14 protein-coding genes and 1 pseudogene are annotated in these 17,559 nt (G+C 57.6%); 12 read left to right on the top strand and 3 right to left on the bottom strand.

The window, feature by feature from the left end; all coding sequences use genetic code 11:
* Window positions 1-108 precede the first annotated feature (108 nt).
* From NKJ46_RS27870 to NKJ46_RS27855, 4 genes are all read left to right on the top strand, one after another.
* Complete coding sequence (locus NKJ46_RS27870; RefSeq protein WP_352669300.1) at window positions 109-2,103, top strand: GumC family protein; 1,995 nt, start codon at window positions 109-111, stop codon at window positions 2,101-2,103.
* 75 nt (window positions 2,104-2,178) lie between these two features.
* Window positions 2,179-3,333, top strand: coding sequence for a glycosyltransferase family 4 protein (locus tag NKJ46_RS27865; protein ID WP_352669297.1), 1,155 nt, complete (start codon window positions 2,179-2,181; stop codon window positions 3,331-3,333).
* A 28-nt stretch (window positions 3,334-3,361) separates the two neighbouring features.
* Window positions 3,362-4,750: an O-antigen ligase family protein gene (locus NKJ46_RS27860; protein ID WP_352669294.1), complete on the top strand. Its 1,389-nt coding sequence runs from the start codon at window positions 3,362-3,364 to the stop codon at window positions 4,748-4,750.
* 406 nt (window positions 4,751-5,156) lie between these two features.
* On the top strand, window positions 5,157-5,420 hold the full coding sequence (locus NKJ46_RS27855; RefSeq protein ID WP_352669292.1) for an asparagine synthase-related protein: 264 nt from the start codon (window positions 5,157-5,159) through the stop codon (window positions 5,418-5,420).
* Here NKJ46_RS27855 and NKJ46_RS27850 read toward each other — a convergent pair.
* The 3 genes from NKJ46_RS27850 to NKJ46_RS27835 form a co-directional block, all read right to left on the bottom strand.
* A complete protein-coding gene (locus NKJ46_RS27850) occupies window positions 5,314-6,699 on the bottom strand; it encodes a phenylacetate--CoA ligase family protein (RefSeq protein ID WP_352669289.1) in 1,386 nt (461 codons plus the stop codon). The genes NKJ46_RS27855 and NKJ46_RS27850 overlap by 107 nt on opposite strands.
* Entirely contained in the window at window positions 6,692-8,260 is a 1,569-nt protein-coding gene (locus NKJ46_RS27845) for a lipopolysaccharide biosynthesis protein (protein WP_352669286.1), read from the bottom strand. Before NKJ46_RS27845 ends, NKJ46_RS27850 begins: the two co-directional genes overlap by 8 nt.
* Before the next feature lie 232 nt (window positions 8,261-8,492).
* A complete protein-coding gene (locus NKJ46_RS27835; RefSeq protein ID WP_352669283.1) occupies window positions 8,493-9,017 on the bottom strand; it encodes a hypothetical protein in 525 nt (174 codons plus the stop codon).
* 902 nt (window positions 9,018-9,919) lie between these two features.
* On the opposite strand from NKJ46_RS27835, the gene NKJ46_RS27830 reads away from it, so the two are divergent.
* From NKJ46_RS27830 to galE, 8 genes and pseudogenes are all read left to right on the top strand, one after another.
* Window positions 9,920-11,356: an MBOAT family O-acyltransferase gene (locus NKJ46_RS27830; RefSeq protein WP_352669280.1), complete on the top strand. Its 1,437-nt coding sequence runs from the start codon at window positions 9,920-9,922 to the stop codon at window positions 11,354-11,356.
* A complete protein-coding gene (locus NKJ46_RS27825) occupies window positions 11,331-12,299 on the top strand; it encodes a hypothetical protein (RefSeq protein WP_352669278.1) in 969 nt (322 codons plus the stop codon). Before NKJ46_RS27830 ends, NKJ46_RS27825 begins: the two co-directional genes overlap by 26 nt.
* A 109-nt stretch (window positions 12,300-12,408) precedes the next feature.
* Entirely contained in the window at window positions 12,409-12,642 is a 234-nt protein-coding gene (locus NKJ46_RS27820) for a hypothetical protein (RefSeq protein WP_352669275.1), read from the top strand.
* Window positions 12,643-13,657: 1,015 nt separating this feature from the next.
* Window positions 13,658-13,950 (top strand): annotated as a pseudogene (locus tag NKJ46_RS27815) (DUF1236 domain-containing protein).
* Window positions 13,947-14,687, top strand: a complete 741-nt coding sequence (locus NKJ46_RS27810; protein ID WP_352669272.1) for a hypothetical protein — start codon at window positions 13,947-13,949, stop codon at window positions 14,685-14,687. Before NKJ46_RS27815 ends, NKJ46_RS27810 begins: the two are co-directional and overlap by 4 nt.
* Window positions 14,688-14,823: 136 nt before the next feature.
* Complete coding sequence (locus NKJ46_RS27805; protein WP_352669270.1) at window positions 14,824-15,081, top strand: hypothetical protein; 258 nt, start codon at window positions 14,824-14,826, stop codon at window positions 15,079-15,081.
* A gap of 407 nt (window positions 15,082-15,488) precedes the next feature.
* Window positions 15,489-16,463 carry a UDP-glucuronic acid decarboxylase family protein gene (locus tag NKJ46_RS27800; protein ID WP_352669267.1) on the top strand — a complete coding sequence of 325 codons (975 nt, stop codon included), beginning with the start codon at window positions 15,489-15,491 and terminating at the stop codon, window positions 16,461-16,463.
* Window positions 16,460-17,434, top strand: coding sequence for a UDP-glucose 4-epimerase GalE (gene galE, locus NKJ46_RS27795; protein WP_352669264.1), 975 nt, complete (start codon window positions 16,460-16,462; stop codon window positions 17,432-17,434). The genes NKJ46_RS27800 and galE overlap by 4 nt, the downstream gene beginning before the upstream one ends.
* Window positions 17,435-17,559 lie beyond the last annotated feature (125 nt).

The following is a 17,559-nucleotide window of genomic DNA, read 5'->3' as shown; positions in this document are numbered from 1 at the left end:
GCGCATTCGGATTCGCGACCGGATCCTGGTGTCCAATTTTCCAAACTCACCGACATCGTGAGGCGGCACACGGTACTAATAGGTGCCATAGCAGGATTCGGTACTTTCGTGACTTTCATTGCCGCCTTGGCAGTCCCGCCTTCGTACACGGCAACGGCTCAGCTCATGATCGACCCTGGCCCGCGCGATGCGAACTCAACTCAGTCGACCATATTCGAAACCGTCGATCCGACCGTCATCGATACGGCAATCGCTCTTCTAACTGCCGAAGATCATATCCGCTCGGTTCAGGCCAGCCTCTACGATCACCCGGACTTTCAGTCGGAAACGCCAGACGAAACCTCGGTATTGAGGAATTCCATCAAAACATTACGGGCACGGTTCCGGGCGTTGATTGGCTCGATCAAAAGCATCTTTCCCACACCGGATTCAGAAGCCGAGGCTGGTGATGCGCGGCCAGGTGTTCCCACCGTCGGGGAACTCAGAGCTGGCGTAAAGGTCAATCAAGAGCGCCGCTCCCGCGTGATCTCCGTGAGCTACACCGACGAGAGTCCTGAAAGGGCCGCAGCCATAGTGAACCAATTCGTGGACCTCCACATCAATGAGCTGCGTGATCGGAACCGGCGGCAGGCCAGACGTTTGCTGGCTTGGCTGGACCAGAGACTGGTGGAGGTCAAATCCGAGGTTCATCAAGCGGAAGGGAGGATGGAATCGTTCCGCATTGTTCACGGAATGAGCAATGTCGAGGCTGATACAGAACTGATCGCCCAAACGAGGCGGCAGCTTGCACGTGCGAGATCCGAAATAGCGGTCAGAGAGGCTGCTATCGATAGGCCTCGTGGTACCGCAGCCACAGGTGAGGAGCAGGTCAAGAGTCACGATATGCCGGCTCCAGAACCGGGTGCAGTAAGCGACCCCGAAAATGAGCGTTCGCAGGCTCGGTTGAAGAACGAGGTCGAAGTAATTCGCTCACAAGCCTCGATGCTGGAGCAGGATCTGAAGTCACTGCAGAGCCAGGCCGCCGACCGCCTCGCTTCCGAAGCCGAACTTCGCTTTCTCGAGCGCCAAAGCGCTTCCGCGGCGAACCATTACGACGAACTTCTCCGGCGCAAGCAAAATTTGGCCGAGGAGCAGGACGCGACAGTGGCGGCGCATGTCCTCACATCTGCCCGAGCGCCGACGCGCCCAAGCTCGATCAACCCGATCCTCTTTATTCCAGCCGCCCTCATCGCCTTCTCGGGTTTCGGATGGGCTATCGCGGGTATGCTCGAGCGCATGGACCGCACCTTGCGGAGCGAACGTGACATAGTTGACGCCCTTGGAGTCTCGTGCGTCGGCCTTGTCCCTAACATTCGGTGGACTTACCGCCGCCAGAGCGACCGCTATTTGTTCAATGGGCTATCATCGGCATACGGTCAGGCCATCTATTCGATCGTGGCAGCAATCCTCCAACCTGCTGGTCCGAGTGCCAAGCCGATGATCATTCTCGTGACGTCCAGTGTGCCTGGCGAGGGCAAGACAACGCTTGCGACAAGTTTCGCGGCCTGCGCGGCGCGTCTTGGCCGCCGGATTCTCCTGATCGACCGTGACCTGCACGAGCTAAAGGATCCGTCAACTACAGCTGCATTCGAAATGGCGCGCCGGAATGGCGAGCACACGCTTTCTCCCGAATATACGAGCGCTGGTCCCATTAGCCCGATCCCAGATCTGGATTGCGACCATCTTCTGGTGCGGCGGACAGGTGCTGACCAACCTTCGCTTTTTGTGGCTCAGAAAATCGTTGATGTCTGTCAAGGGCTGCGCGGACGCTATGATTGCGTCATCATTGACGCCCCGCCGACATTCGCACCGGAAACCCGCCTCCTTTCCGCGATAGCCGACGAGGTGATTTTCGCAGTGCGGTGGGGAAGTACCAGGCGCGAGGTCGTCGGCAATGCCCTCCAGCAGTTGCGTTGCTCTACTCGGTTTGAAAGCCTGACCAATGTTCATGCGGTGCTGACGCGTGTCCATCTGCGCAAGCATGCACGGTATCGATTTGGGGACATTGGTGAATTCCTTCAGAAGCACCGAAAAAACTATTCGCGCTCCGGTCTTTGGAATTAACCCGAACCGGCGCCCTCCGGTCAGAGGTCACGACCAGCACATAATGCGTTTTCGCCGTAGAGTGGGAGTTGGACGTTGCGGTGGTGCTTTGTTTCTCCTGGATATAGATCGACTCAGGTCCTTGCCGGCGATAGTCGCTCATCGGGCGGTGCTGAAGCACAGATAGCTCATCTTGCCGCGGCTCTCGCAGGTCTGGGGCACGAGGTAAGCCTCATTTATGGCGACGGGCACACGCAGTCCCCCAGCAAGATTGCGGGGGTCAGTTGCATCGCTGCCGCACCGGCGTGGCGATTGCCGGCAAGTCTCCCAGCATTCTGGCGTGCCATGGACACGTTGCGCCCGGATGTTCTCTATGCGCGCCTCCCAACAGATTTTATTTGGCTGATGGGCCTGTTTGCCAGATCGCGCCGCGATACGCGCTTCATATATGCCCTGGCCAACGATGTTCATTGCACGCCGTGGACCGCTTACGATCAGAAGAAATGGTTCCACGCTCCGCTATTCAGCCTTGGCATGCGAAGTACCGACGTGATTGCGGTCCAGCATCACCAGCAATTGGCTACGCTCGACCGGCGTTTGCGGGAGCGCTCGGCCTACGTGCCGAATCTGGTGCGCTCGGTCTCCCAGTATCCGCGCGTATACGACACGACCACCATTGATGCGATCTGGATCGCGAAGATCCGAAGAAGCAAACAACTCCATCTGTTCCTGGATTTGGCGGAAGCGCTGCCCCGCCTGCGCTTCGCAGTGGTGGGCGGATTCGATCCCACGGTAAGCAGCACGGTAAAGGTGGCGCTGGAACAGCGGATCCGCAAACTTAACAACCTGATCTTCTACGGCCCCAAGCGCGACAACGAGGTCATGGCCCTGCTGTCGAAAGCTAAGGCTCTGGTAAATACATCGTCCGTCGAAGGGTTCCCAAATACCATGCTTGAGGCATGGAGTGTTGGGGTTCCGGTCGTGTCACTATCGGTGGATCCTGGAGGAGTGATCGAGCAGAAGGGGATTGGTTTCGTTAGCCGAACCATGACTCAGTTGGTCCACGATGTGGATACGATCGTTCGAACGAAGTCGCTCAATCAGCGGTGCGGAGAACTCGCGCTTTCCTACGTTCGCCGGCAGCATAGCCTCGAGGCAGTGTGCCGAGCCTTGGAAAGGGCGCTTCCGGGAGTGCAGTTAGGCCGGTGCCGGACCTGGAACGTCGCGACGCCATCTTTGGATCGCAGCTGAATCGGATTCGAAGGCAGGGAGACGAGCGGTGTCGAATCTTTCTCCTGATATACCATCCCCGATAAGCCTGATGTATGTGAGCTCGGCTGTCCTGCTTGCCATCCTGATGGCGTTGCTGCTGATCCTGTGGGGCGATCCCCGGGCTCCCATCTTGGCCGTCGGCGCCGCCGGCGGCGCCGCCATCGCTCTTTATCTAGTCCAACGGCCCTTGAGCGCCCTTTATGTCGCGATCTTCCTTGCGCTGATGCCAATGGGGCTGCGGTCCGGGTTGGTCTACACTGTCGCCGCTAATTCGGCTCTGGCGTTAGCGCTAGGGGCGTGGCTGCTTAGCGTCATCGTTCAGCGGCAGCACATTCAGTGGAACGGCGTATGTGTTCTAATGGCCCTCTATCTTGTCTGGGCGGTCGTCACCCTGCTTTGGGCTCCCGATCTCATCCTGGCCCGGAAAGAACTTGTCGCCTATGCCAGTGGATTCATTGTGCTGTTACTCATTTCTGTGGAGGTCAGATCAATCGCAGCCATAGACGGATTGATGCGCGTCCTAATGTTGGTGGGCTGGATGCTCATCCTGGCTGGATTGCAGGCAGTTTTCGCAGGCGGTTACCAGCTTGGTGAGAGACTGCAAGTCTTGGATATGAACGAGAATCTTTTTGGTGTGACCCTGGTCCTGACGCTTCCCGGCCAAATTTGGCCGGTATTGCGCTCCGCCGGCCTGACCCGCGCGTTCCATCTGGTCCTCAGTATTTTCTTCATCCTTTGCACCTTGGGCCTCGTCGCCCTCAGCGGGTCCCGGGGAAGTTCGATCTCGCTCCTGCTCGTGCTGCTCGCGTTCTTCTTCTACAAGCCCATGAGGCCGTTCGGCATCGTCGGAATAATACTGGTGGTTACCCTGCTTGCCATCGCACCACTCGCCACTGATGTCCTCGTGCGACGCTTCGAGGAAGGTGAGGGCGGAGATCTGGGGGGACGCGTTGTGCTGTGGTATGCTAGTTTGCAACTTGTACGCGACCACCTGTGGAGCGGGGTGGGAATTGGCAACGGCCCGTCCGAACTCTACCAATATGTCGCTCCCCTGACGAGCAACTACGCTGATCGCGCTAGTGTGCCGAGTCACAATCCTCTTCTCGAAGTAGCAGCAGAGACAGGCGTGCTCGGTGTCGTTCTGTACGCCAGTGCAGTAGTTCTCGGGGTTTGGCAATTCTTCCGTTACCGCGGCAGATTGCATAGTCACGATGAGCTGGTCGCAGGCTATTTTCCGCTGGTGCTGGGCGTGTCCGTGGGCTACTTCGCCTCATGGTTGAAGGGCGGAGGCATGGCTGCCCATCCGACTTTCTTCATATTTCTAGGATTGCTCTTGTTTCCGGCTAGCATCAGGGGGGACTTGCAAACGCGGGCTAATCACCCTTCGCCAGCGTAGGCGATTGCCAAGACGTGGCTGCCGCACTTGCCGAGTATCTGGCCCTGAACGGTCTCTCCAGGGACCGGTGCATTTTTGAAGGGATCTCAAAAGCTCCCGCCAGCACACTATCCGGCTGGGGAGACTGGACGAGCCGCACCGCGCCCGATTGGGCAACGTGTGAGTCGGCTTGGAAAATCAGACGCCGATCTGGATGCGCCCTGGGCAGATCAGGATGGGGATTCGCCGCGCCCTTTGATCGTGTGCGAACCGATCCGGTCCGCAACTCGCCATCGGCCCTTCTGTGGACAATTTCGCGGCAGTGCCACGGCGGGGGCAAACGATGTCGGGCGCGCCAACAGGTACTCGATTAGGCGCTGTACCTGCCGGCCTGCCGGTCGACATTCTGTGACATGATGGTGCCTCAATGGCGCGTTCTATCGAGCTGCGTTCGCCTTTCCTGGACTGTCGCGTCGTCGAGTTGGCCGTGTGTTGTGCGGCACTCCTTAACACTCGTGAAGCGAGCTCCCCTGCGGAGCCGGTGAAGCGGCTGTTGCGACGCAGGCTGTGCGAACTTCACCCACTTACTGTACTGCGGATGTGCTGTGTGGCGGACGAGAAACGAGCGACACCGTATAGCGGTATTTTCCTGAGGCCAGCTTCGGAATGGCATCGACGAACTCGAAGTTAACCTGGCATGCGGTTCCCGTAACACGCTGCAGCGAACTGCGGATTTCTTCCAAGGCGCCTTCCGGTGGCTGCCCTGCCGTGACCATCTTAATCAGAATCGAGTCGTAGTCCTGCTGGATGATCTGGGTCTTCTTCAGCCAGCCGGATTTGTGTACCACACCAAGGAAGTGGACGAAAAAATATCCGGGGATCGTCGAGCCGTCTCTGCGCAGGAAGGCATCCATCATGCGTCCGGTAACCGTCGCCAGCTTTTCAACGGAGGGCGTGGGGGTCGAGACCGCGGCTGCGACTACCGCGCGGTCGCCGATCCGGTAGCGGATAATCGGCATGGCGTAGTTCGTCAAGCACGTGACCAGCACTTCTCCTTCTTCCCCCGCCCCACATGGCTCGCCTGCCTCATCCAAGATCTCGACAAAATGTGTACAGGTGAAGACTTTCAGCCCTGCTCCGGCCTCGCGCTCGCCGGCGAAGCTGCCGACTTCCCGTGAGCCGTAACGATTTAACACGGGGCAGTCGAAGGCACGCGTGACCTCTTCACGAATGAAGGGATACAGAGTTCCGGCGCTCGTGACGACGCTCCTGATAGGGGGCAACTTGATCTGCTCGGCATTGATGTAGCGCGCAAGTTCGTAGATGCTTTCGGCGTAAGCTTCGATGATGACGGGGCGCACACGCTGAATTACTCTGACGTAGTTCTGCATGCGTTGTCTGCTTAGATCGAAGGAGTTGAGGAAGGTTTGGTTCCGGATAAAGTTGCTGAGCTTGTTACGCCATCCTACGGTCCCGAACAGTACGTCGCGGTCCGACCCCCAAAGTTTCACGAAGGGCTCGCCGAAGCCTCGACCAGCCCAGGAATGGTGCATCCCGGTCAAGGCCTGCCCCATATCGTTGTAGTATCTGTCCTGCAGCACCGTCACGGGTTCTCCACTGCTTCCACCCGAGCTGTTCTTGTACCACGCCCTCGAGACCAGATCGTCGCTCTTCAGAAGGTCGAATTTCGTGCGTAACACCTCCCTGGTAAGCTCCGGCACTTGCCGAAAGCGTTCGAGGTTCACGTGATCGCCGTGCACCACCCCAGTTGCGGCCAGCACATCACGGTAATACGGCACGTTGCGCGCAGCGTGCCGTAAGAGTTGCGAAAGCCGCTCGTACTGCTCCTCACGCTGGCGTGAGACCGGCCGGCTTTGGAATTCGTGCAAGAATGAACAATAGCCGGGGATCGGGTTATGGGAAATCCATGTGTCGTAGACCCTCAGGACCGGTGCACGCCAATTAAGCACGGGATCTTCCCTTTACAACGCTCCACAGCAATTCACGATCCGCGCGATTTAAACAGAAAAAGTAAGCAGCTATACTGTACAACACAGCTATTGTCGCAACCATGGCGCCGAGAGCGAGCCAGCTAGGTGGCCACCAAAACTGTGAAACCAACCTCCCGGCGAAGGCGACGGCTAGCGTTCCGAGCGCTCCGGCCGTCAAGGGCGTATAGAATGACCACCAGGGGAGGCGCAACAGGGTTGCGCAGAAGCTGGACATGAACAGACAGTTCTTGAGCGTCCACACGATGGCCGCGGCAGCCGCGACCCCGGCCACTCCCCATCCGCTCCAGCGTGCAAGCGCGATCGCCAAGCCGATGTTCGCCAAGCCAAGGGCGAGGGTGAGCAGCCCTTGCACTTTGACCTGGTTGTACGCCGTCACTACGTAGAAAAGCGGCCTGACAGCTAGGTTAACAGCCAAATGACCAACCAGAAGGATCAGCAGCACGTTAAGTTGAGCAAACTGCGGGCCTAGCCACAGATGCAGCAAAGGTGCGCCAAAGCCGCACAGCAGGCCAGCCGGCAGGGCTAATGCAACACTAAGGAGCTTGACGGAATGACAAGCGATCCGGCGCATTCCGTCAATGTCGCCTGCGGCATAGCGCGCCATTATTGCCGGACTTAACACCGTGACGACCGCCTCCGTAAGCGTATTGATCAAAGCAGGGAAGAGCAGGACGGCACCATAGCGTCCGGTCATCTCGGCACCAAACATGGCGTTCACGATCAGGAGGTCCACCTGCATCAGCAAGAGCGTGCCGGTCTGATTGACTGCCGACCAGCTTCCCAAATTCGAAAGCGCGCGAAAGTGATGACGATCGATATTTCGGTAGTTGAGATGCAACTCGGGCGCCAAGCGCCTCCAGACGACTACATCGCCTGCAAGCCCGATCATGGCGGCAATGACGAAAGCCGCTGCGACGTACCAGAGGGTTGCGGGCCAAGCTATGAAACAGAGTGCTATGATACCCACTCGCGTTAGCAACGTTAGCGAATTTACAATATTTCGCAGGTCGAAGCGATGTTTGATCAGGCTTGCAACACCGAAATTGCTGCTCAGTATTGTCACGAGAAATGCAGCGCCGACGCTTGCAAACAGAAACTGGGCCGCGCGCTCCAACCCGGCTGGAACATTGAAGAGCGCAGGAAGGAAATAGGTCAGAATGGCTGCCGGGACCAACAGAATGCTACAAGCAATTGCCGAAAGCGCCAGGCCTGTGTTGAATGTCCCGTTTGCGCCGGCTGTATTCCCCTTGTTCAGGTCTATCGCAAGAAAACGGCTAATGGAAACGTTTAGGCTGGTTCCCACAAGGGCTCCATACATGACCAAGGAATTTGCGAGCGCAATCATCCCGTATGCCGCTACACCGAGATGATTTACCAGAAACGGGATATACCAGAGCATGATGGTTGTGTTCAGAACGATGTAGCATGCGTTGGCAGCCACATTGCTGACGAAGCGCGACTTCGCGACGTCAGTCATCGGTGTTACTGGTGACGCCGCATTCGACATTGCATTCGACATGGCATTTCCCCATCCTGCTGCCCCCTTGGACCGCTGCCAGACCGACGAAAGCAATCCAACTCCCATTATGCAGCGACTCGGCCCGTATGAGGCGCCGGGATGCCGCCTGAGAGGCCGACAACCACCCCTCGACGTCGCAGCGTGCCGAAGACCTGCTGGCGCAAGATCTGGACGATGCGATCGACTTCCGCGCCAGCGTCGAGCACCGGCGCGTCTTTGCCGAATGTTGAGATCAGGTCGATGGCTTGTACTCCAGTTTGCGAGACTCGATTGGCGAATAGGTTTTCGCCACCGCTTTCTCGATAAGGGGACGATTGGCGGAAAGGTGGGACTCTACAACCGGATCGCGAAGCTCGTCCGAAAAGGTCGCTTCGGCCGAGCGCCGAGAAACAGTAAAGGCGACAAGCTCATTCGCGGCCGTCACGATTGCCACGGCATCCGCGACAGAGGGTGCGCAACGCAGCAGCCGTTCGAGTTCGGCTGGCTCGACGTGTCGACCGTTAATTTCTACCTGGCGCCCCTTGTCGCCGTCGTTGATTGCCAGCTTGTCGGGGTACTGGCGGACGACATTTCTCAGGTGATCGAAGGCCGCAATGTTGGTAAAATCGACGCCCAATCGTTGAAATGGGCGCAGCACGGGACCACCCTGATCCAGTGCGTATTGTAGGACATTTGACCAATTATCGGAGGTCGTTGTCTGACAATCCGCCGCTAGATCCTGATCTGCGACTTGTGTTCCCAAATACGCCGAAGACATGAGTTGCTCCGCTACGATTAGGGTCACTTATCGCCCCCGCCCCAATCTTTTCATCGATCATTCTGATGATGCCGGGTCTTCGCTCACGCACGTTTGGTTACGCGCTTCTGTGGTAGGCGTGAGGCGGCGAGCACAGGCGCTTGCGCCAAGTTGGCAACGCCTGTTGCACACATGCACGTTTCGACGACGAGAACGCGCGATGCAGGCTGGTGTGAGTTCTCAGCTCGATTATCCAACCAAGGGGCCGGTCTCCTGCCTGTCGCACAGCCTATGAGCTTCATCGCGGCCCCATAGGAACTCGGCGCGCTTCAAGGAGCTCGTCTTCGTGATCGAAAGCCAGCCAAAGGCAGTAGGTCTGTCCAGTGATCTTGACGAACACCCGCATCTACGTGCCGTTGCCATTGTGGCCTGGGGCGCATCCCTTGTGTCCGCTTGCGCCGGATCTCGGCGGCAAATATCGAGCCCAGACGGGTCCACCAGTACCGGATCGTCTCGCGGAGGCAGCCTGCGCGTTGTCGTTTGAATGAACGAAGACAAATTAGGGCCACGCCTTAGCCTAGACGTTGATCTAAAGCGCGCCTCGCCGATGTTCTGCACATTTCAGCGTATAGCCGCCCGGCGAGACAGCGGGAAAGTGGGTGCAATCGATATCGTCATGCTGGGGCCTCCGACCTGCCAAGGGAGACAGCTTTCCTGGAACCACCCTTAGTCGACACGTCGCTGACCTTGCACATGAATAGCTGGCAACCGGGTTTGGTCACGTCAAGACGGGATGAGCCGTCGTGGAATGCCGTGATCCCGCGTCGCCAATCTCCTCAAGCGTCGCCTTCAAATCACGCCGTTCTCTGCGCCTTCGAAGTTAAAATATTTAGAAGATCCTGCTTAGCTAATTTTGGGAAGCCATGGTATTCAATAGCTGGCCCTTCTGGATATTTTTCTCGTTATTTATCCCCGTTTATTGGGCGCTTCCGTTTCGCGGGCAGAGACTATTTACCCTCGCCGCAAGCTACTTTTTCTATGGCTGGTGGGATTGGCGATTTCTCCCACTCATCGCTTTCTCTACGGTCATGGATTTCTGCCTGGGCAATCTTGTGGCGGCGGCTCCGGCAGGCCCACCCAGACAACGATACATCTGGATCTCTGTCTTTGTTAACCTGTTGCTGCTTGGAACATTCAAATATTATAACTTCTTCGCCGACCAACTCGATACGGCTCTTTCTTCGTTGGGAATAGCAGTATCGCTACCTTTGCTTAACGTTATTCTTCCCGTTGGTATATCATTCTACACGTTCCAGAGTATGAGCTATGTCTTCGACATAGCTCGTGGCATTGCAAAGCCGGCTAGCAGCTTCTGGAATTTCGCCCTTTACGTCTCCTTTTTCCCGCACTTGGTCGCGGGACCTATAATGCGCTCCGGTGCCAAGGGGCATGAGGAGCTAGGCCGCGGACTCCTAAAACAGCTTGAGGTGCCGCGCGTCAGTCGTCCTGACGACTTCAGCCTCGGCCTGTACTACATACTTTTAGGCCTCTTTAAGAAGGTTGTTGTCGGCGACAACATGGCCTCGCTGGTCAACAGCACTTTTGGTCGTGAGAGCGATCAACTTACCGGGCTCGAATGTCTCGTCGGTGTGTACGCATTCGCATGGCAGATATATGCGGACTTCTCCGGCTACAGTTCCATTGCGCAAGGTCTCGCCAAGTGGATGGGCATCGACTTGATGGATAATTTCAAGATACCTTATTTAGCCATCTCGCCCAGCGATTTCTGGCGACGCTGGCATATCAGCCTTTCCACATGGCTACGCGACTATGTCTACATATCTCTCGGCGGTAGCCGGGTTAGCACGCCAATGGTTTATCGAAATCTCATGATCACTATGGTTCTGGGCGGCATCTGGCACGGCGCCAACTGGACTTTTGTTTTATGGGGTTTGTTCCATGGATTACTGCTTTGCATTTACCGTTTCATGGGCTGGGAGGGCAGAGCCCCTGTCTCCGCTTTCGGCCGTGCCTGGCGAATTGTTCTGATGTTCCAATTCGTATGCTTCGGCTGGCTTCTGTTTCGGGCTGAGAACATAAGTCAAGTAGGAACCTTCCTTCATCTCATAGCCACTGATTGGCGGATCACGGCTGGCGCAACCGCCATGCTGGGTCTCATGGTTTTCTACACTCTTCCTCTATTTCTTTTCGAGTTCTGGCTCGATCGTCGTAAGAAGAACCTTCTCGCACTTCCGCAGGGATCATGGTCAGTCCGCGCCCTTGTGTACGCTTACATGATCCTGATGTTGATTTTCTTTCCATCACCGAACCCCCATGAATTCATTTATTTCCAATTTTAGGACGGAGTCGAAGGTGATTGCGGCCGTCCTGCTTTTGCTGGCGGCGGTAGAGTTTTCTCTTTATCTAGGTGAGCCTTGGCTATCTGCCGACGTACGGCACATCCGGCAAATACCAGGCATCGTTGAAAATCTTAGGACGGCAGAGCCTCCCCGCGTTTTATTTCTTGGAAATTCGCTCACACGCGCCAGCATCCAACCTGATCTTGTCGCAGACACATTGGCTAGCGCTAACCTTCCTAGGGTTAACCCTGCCATGATCTTTCCGGACGATACAACGATCGTCGATTGGCACTACTTATACCGCAACTTTATTCAGCCAAAAAACCCCCAGCTTAATTTAATCGTGATTAGCTTTGCGTATGGTCACCTGGATGATCATCAGCCGCTCAATGTCGAACGCCTCGGTGGCGAGTTTGCAGGGCTTTCCTCTGCCCCGGAGGCGTTCGCGCACGATGTCCTGTCACCTAGCGACCGCATTGAATACCTGCTTAGTTGCGTTTTCCGATTGTGGGCGGACAGAGTACGCGTGCAGACGAGGGTTCTTGCACTGATCCCCGGCTATACAACGCTCGCCCAGGTCATCAACAGAACTCTTAGGGGCCAGAGCCAACACGACCTTCCTGATCCGCCCGTGACTTATCATCGACTCGCGCGCTTCATCGGGATGGTCGTGGAGGACGGCAACAAGCTCGTGTTCGTTGCCGTCCCCGTTCCTCGCCGTTACCCCCTTCCACAGGAACTTCGCAATACGATCCGCAACGCAGGAGCAGAACTTATCGATCTTCAGGGGGTGATACCCTTTACCCCTGCGGACTTTCCAGACGGCTATCATCTTTCCGCCCCCGCAGCCCAACAGTTTTCCAAGGCGCTGGCCCGAGCCATGGCCGATAATGACTACGTTCGTTCTGCTCTCGATCAGCGCGCTACCAAACCATACAAATGAGTAGGCCTAAAAGATTGGATGTCATGTTCTGAACCAAAGGGAACGCCTCCGGCGAAGCTTTCGATTACCCACATCGTGATAGCCTGATCCAATGGAGATGCCGAACGCGATGCCGTGCAAGCGGGTCATGCCGCGCCAGACGACCATGTTGCCGGGAGGGGGATCATGTTTTGCGGGCGAGATAGCCGCCAAGCATGGCGATTTGCAGCAGGTAAGCGGCGAGCGTGGGCCGTTGGAGGCGCGGTCGCGTTCGGGACGCGTCGATCCGGTCGACCGCAGTGATCTCGGCGAAGCTGAGAATGCCGTCTGGCGCGGCGTCTCGCTTTGGCGCGCGCCCATATAGTGAGGAAGAATATGGGCCAGGTGACCACCGAGACGAGAGCGAGGAACTTCGCCAGCCCCTCGGCGCTCTCGAGCGTCGCCTCCTAGGCACGGCAGCCCGGACTTCATGACCTTGTAGAACACCTTACGTCTTCCAGCGCAGGGCGTACCAGCTGACCTTCTCGACCGCCACGGAGAGATCTTCGACCGGCAGGTTGTCACCGACTTCCAGTCGATCGGCTCGCGACCGGAGGCGGATTCTCCTCGAGGGCGTGACTGTAAGTCAGAACCTGTGCATTTGGGGCAGTGCGCTGCGCTACAAGGCTCACGTCGCCGGAGGATGGCCGGCACCCATCGGGAGCGGGGGAGGGCGGGGGATAGGTGCCGGCCAGGCGGAATCACATCCGCCGCGCGCGCAACCTAGCTGACCCTTTCCTTGGTGTCATTGGCTAGGGGAAGTTCTGTGCGGTCTCGAAGGCCTCGAAGGTGGAACCGGCAGTCTTGGCCAGCCCTAGCTAGTAGATCCTCCGAGACCGTCACCTCAAGCTCTTGTTATCGTTCATTTGCGGTTCATAGTCCTGCGGCATTCAGCGTATTGGCGCATAAGAATCCGCCCGCCATTCCTCGATTTGGCGGGCGGACTCTATCGGCGCAGGAAGGGACTTGAGCTGCGCAGATTCGATGTCGATCAATTGGAGCGTCATGTTGGAAGTCATGGACATTCAGCCAGCGGCCATTCCAGTCACCAGTAGCGTGATGGAGACGGCGAAAACCGGTGCAAGCAACCAACGAGCTTGGTGGACGCTATTTTCCATGACTTCCTCCCGTGAGATCGCAGCCGCTAACGAGGAACAAGAAGTCGCCGTTCCGCTCGAGGCCTGGGTTAGCCCATTGCGCCCTGCAGGTCAGACTTGGGTCCTACGACTTCAGGGACCTAAGGCTCCGTCAAGGAACGTTCGAAGGAAGTGCCATGAGGGTTAGCGCGGTGAGGAACCTGCTGCCAGCGCAAGGGAGTTTGAAAAGGAGACGATCATGGATTGAAACTTTCCACCGCCGCGGCCGGATTATTGCTGCTGGCCGCTGTTGGCGCAGCCGCCGCTCGGGACGTGGTGATCGAGCCTGAACACGAAACCGTCATCAAAGAATATGTGAAAAAGCAGCCACTCGCACGGTGAAAATCTCCGACGTGGAACTCAATATCGGCTCAACCGTTCCCGACGCGGTAGAGCTGCATAAAGTGCCCAACACCAAATACCGCTACGTGGTGGTCGACAATCGGACCGTCGTCCTTGATCCCCGCACGCGCAAGGTCGTCAAAGTGGTTGAATGACATTAGCGTTGGAGAGGGGAGAAGCCCGCCGCTTCAAAGGGGCGGCGGGCGACTTGATGCCAGATGATGCAGACGATCAGCAGGCTCTTCGATACCTATTCCCAGGCGTCACATGCAGTCAGCAGGCTTCAGGCTCCGGGATTCCTCGCCGGCAGATCAGCGTCGTCGGCTCTTACAACGACAACCAAGAGCCGATCAGTGTTGCCGGAGCTTGCGATGATGAGATGAGCACTCTCTGGCGGGGTGCGGGCGTCGGCGCCGTCGTTGGCGGGCCGGCCGGTCTGCTGGCCGGCTTTGGCGCTTTTGGAGCTCTGGGCATCGATCTTGCGGAGGTGGCCGGCATGGCCTTGATCGGCATGACATGGGGCGGCTTTGCCGGCGGGCTCGTCGAGACGCTCACAGGCTTCCCTCAAACGCCACGCCAGCCCAAGATTGCAGAGGGTGTCATTCTTGTAATGGCTCGCGTCGACGAAAAGCAGGCGGGCGCCGCACAGGTAGCGCTTCTGACCCCCGCACAGCATCGGTCTTTTCGGGGCCGAGGAGCGCTTACTCACGTTCAAAAGTCGGCTCCGCGCCCGATCTGGCGTGAGATGAAGCTCGTCCGCGAAACAGGAATTAAAAGCGAGGCGCGCCCCATGAAACTTTCGCAAAATAAAACCTTGGAGGCATGGGGGCTGCTTGCTCTTGTAGCGTCCGTTGTCCTTTCCGTACTGCTGGCAGGTCTCATCCTTGGCTAAAGCCATGCGCGTTGCCACCGGCGACGCGGCGCCGAGGTCCGGCAGTCGGCAACTGGCCAAAGGTGTGGTCAGTTCGAAGGATCAAACCATTCGTGCTAAGTGTTGATAGCTTGTCGCCATAGGAGAGGACGCCAACGTGGACAAACAGGCTGAAGGAGACGCGGGGAAATCGGCTCGAGGCGAGTTCGAGCTCAAAGCCGAACGATATGGCGTGAACGCCTTTCTTCTCGTTGTCGAACTTGTAAATCTGCTGGAAAAGCGCGGAACGATCAGCAGCGACGACGTCGTGAAAATGGCCGAGGCCGCCGCACTTGCCGTTGCCGCGTCAAGTCAACCCGACGTGAACAGCATCAATCTGTTGCAGGCCATCGCTGCCGCCCGCCGGCCCAAATAGCGGCAGCGACAAGGCCCAGACCGGACGGATACTCCGGGCCCCCCGAACTTCGGATGGAACCGAGGCGAAGGCTGCGCGTCTTCAGGCAGCCCTCTGACTTACTTGCAGAAACGACGATCGTTGAAGTGATGGAGGAACTCCGGGAACCAAGCTGTCCACCGTTCATCCGGTTTGGCCGGCGTCCCTGGAAGCTTTTCTGACCTTGCTGTCTCGAACCTCCAGCCGAATTGCGGTCGATCGTGGCGTAGCTGGGGATGTGCCAATCCGCTACGGGACAATCAATGAGTTGGGATCCTCGCATTGACGACAATGTCTTGTCGGTAACGAAAATTGAAAGCACGCCGCTGGTCAATCGGCCTAATCTGGTCAGAGATTAGGGTTGGCTAAATTGCCTTGGAGGCGCCGAAATGCAGCGGGCAAAACGAATTCTGGTGACGGGAGGCGCGGGTTTTCTGGGATCGTTCTTGTGTGAGCGGCTGCTTGGCGAAGGCCACGAGGTTGCATGCGTGGACAATTTCTTCACCGGAAGCCGAAGAAATGTCTCGAATTTGCTCAACAACAGATCCTTCGAGATCATTCGTCACGATGTGACGTTTCCGCTCTATGTGGAAGTTGATGAGATTTACAATCTTGCCTGCCCTGCGAGCCCCGTTCACTACCAGTCCGATCCGGTCCAGACGACCAAGACCAGCGTTCACGGCGCGATCAACATGCTGGGGCTCGCCAAGCGGGTTCGCGCCAAGATCCTTCAGGCGTCCACGTCGGAAGTTTACGGCGACCCCGAAATTCACCCGCAGACCGAGGATTATTGGGGCAGGGTGAACCCGATTGGACCGCGTGCTTGCTACGACGAAGGCAAGCGATGTGCCGAAACGCTGTTTTTCGACTATTGGCGGCAGCACACGCTGCGAATCAAGGTAGCGCGCATATTCAACACATATGGCCCGAGGATGCGTCCGGACGACGGCCGCGTTGTCTCCAATTTCATCGTACAAGCCCTGCAGAACGAGCCGATAACGGTGTACGGCACCGGCCAGCAGACCCGCTCATTTTGCTATGTCGACGACCTCATCGACGGTCTGGTTCGAATGATGCAAACGGATGACGATGTTACCGGTCCGATCAATCTCGGCAATCCGGTCGAATTCACGATGCTCGAACTCGCCAACCTTGTGATCGAACTCACGGGAAGCCGGTCGACGATCAGATTTTTGCCTTTGCCCATCGACGACCCAAGCCAGCGTCAGCCCGATATCGGAAGTGCCCTGCGTGAGCTCGATTGGAAGCCAAGAACGACGTTGCGCGACGGCCTTGTCAAGACCATTGCCTATTTCGAGGGCTTGGTTTCGTCCGGGTATCTACGGCCTGCCGCTGCCGAATGAAGACAGTCCTGGTCACCGGCGGAGCCGGCTACATCGGATCACACTGTTGCAAGGCCTTCGCCGAATCGGGTTGGTCGGTCGTCACGTATGACAATCTCTCGCGCGGTTGGCGCGACGCGGTCAAATGGGGGCCGATTGTCGAGGGCGACATTTCCGACGCCGAGGCCGTGTCGGCGGCTTTACGCCAATATCGGCCTGATGTGGTGGCGCATTTTGCCGCCTATGCCTATGTGGGCGAATCTGTCGAACATCCGGGACTCTACTACCGAAACAACAGTTTCGGGTCGCTGGTGTTGCTCGAGGAAATGTTGAAGGCCGGCGTCGGTAGGCTGATCTTTTCCAGCACATGTGCGTCGTATGGCGTTCCGGTCCGCTCTCCGATTGACGAAACTCATCCGCAGTCGCCCATCAATCCCTACGGATGGTCGAAATTAATCATAGAACGGATGGTGGATAATCTCTCCTATGCCCATGGCCTCGACGCGGTCGTGCTCCGTTATTTCAACGCAGCCGGATGCGATCCCGACGGCGAAATCGGTGAATGGCATGAACCGGAAACACACGTCATACCGCTGGCTATCGAGGCGGCGGTCAAGCGGGACCGGATTTTTACCATCAACGGCATCGACTTCGATACCCGCGATGGAACCGCGGTGCGTGACTATGTCCATGTCACCGATCTCGCTCGGGCTCACGTCCTGGCAGGCGAGAAACTGCTTCGCGACAAGGGTGTTCACGTCTACAATCTCGGGACTGGGACTGGAACGACGGTGAAGGAGCTGGTCGACGCGGTGAGCCGGGCTTCGGGATCGCGCCTTCCTGTGGCCTACGGTCCGCGCAGGGCAGGTGACCCGCCAGCGCTGGTAGCCGCGGCCGGCAAAGCGCAGCGGGAACTCGGCTGGGTGCCCGAGCAATCCGGAATAGACAGGATCGTCGAGACCGCGCTGGCTTGGTATCGTAGCCGATTGTGACAGGCGCGCCACCTGCTGGCCTGGCTATCCGTTGTCGAGAGAGCAGCGACGGCCCGGCCGACGAGGTCCCGAATCACTGCCCGCGCCGGATCAGGTCGATGGAGATGCTCCGCGCCTCGACACGT

This window comes from Mesorhizobium sp. M0166 (genome assembly GCF_040322255.1).
Taxonomy (GTDB): domain Bacteria; phylum Pseudomonadota; class Alphaproteobacteria; order Rhizobiales; family Rhizobiaceae; genus Mesorhizobium.
The sequence above is the reverse complement of the archived record's forward strand: the minus strand, read 5'-3'. Positions and strand labels throughout refer to the sequence as shown.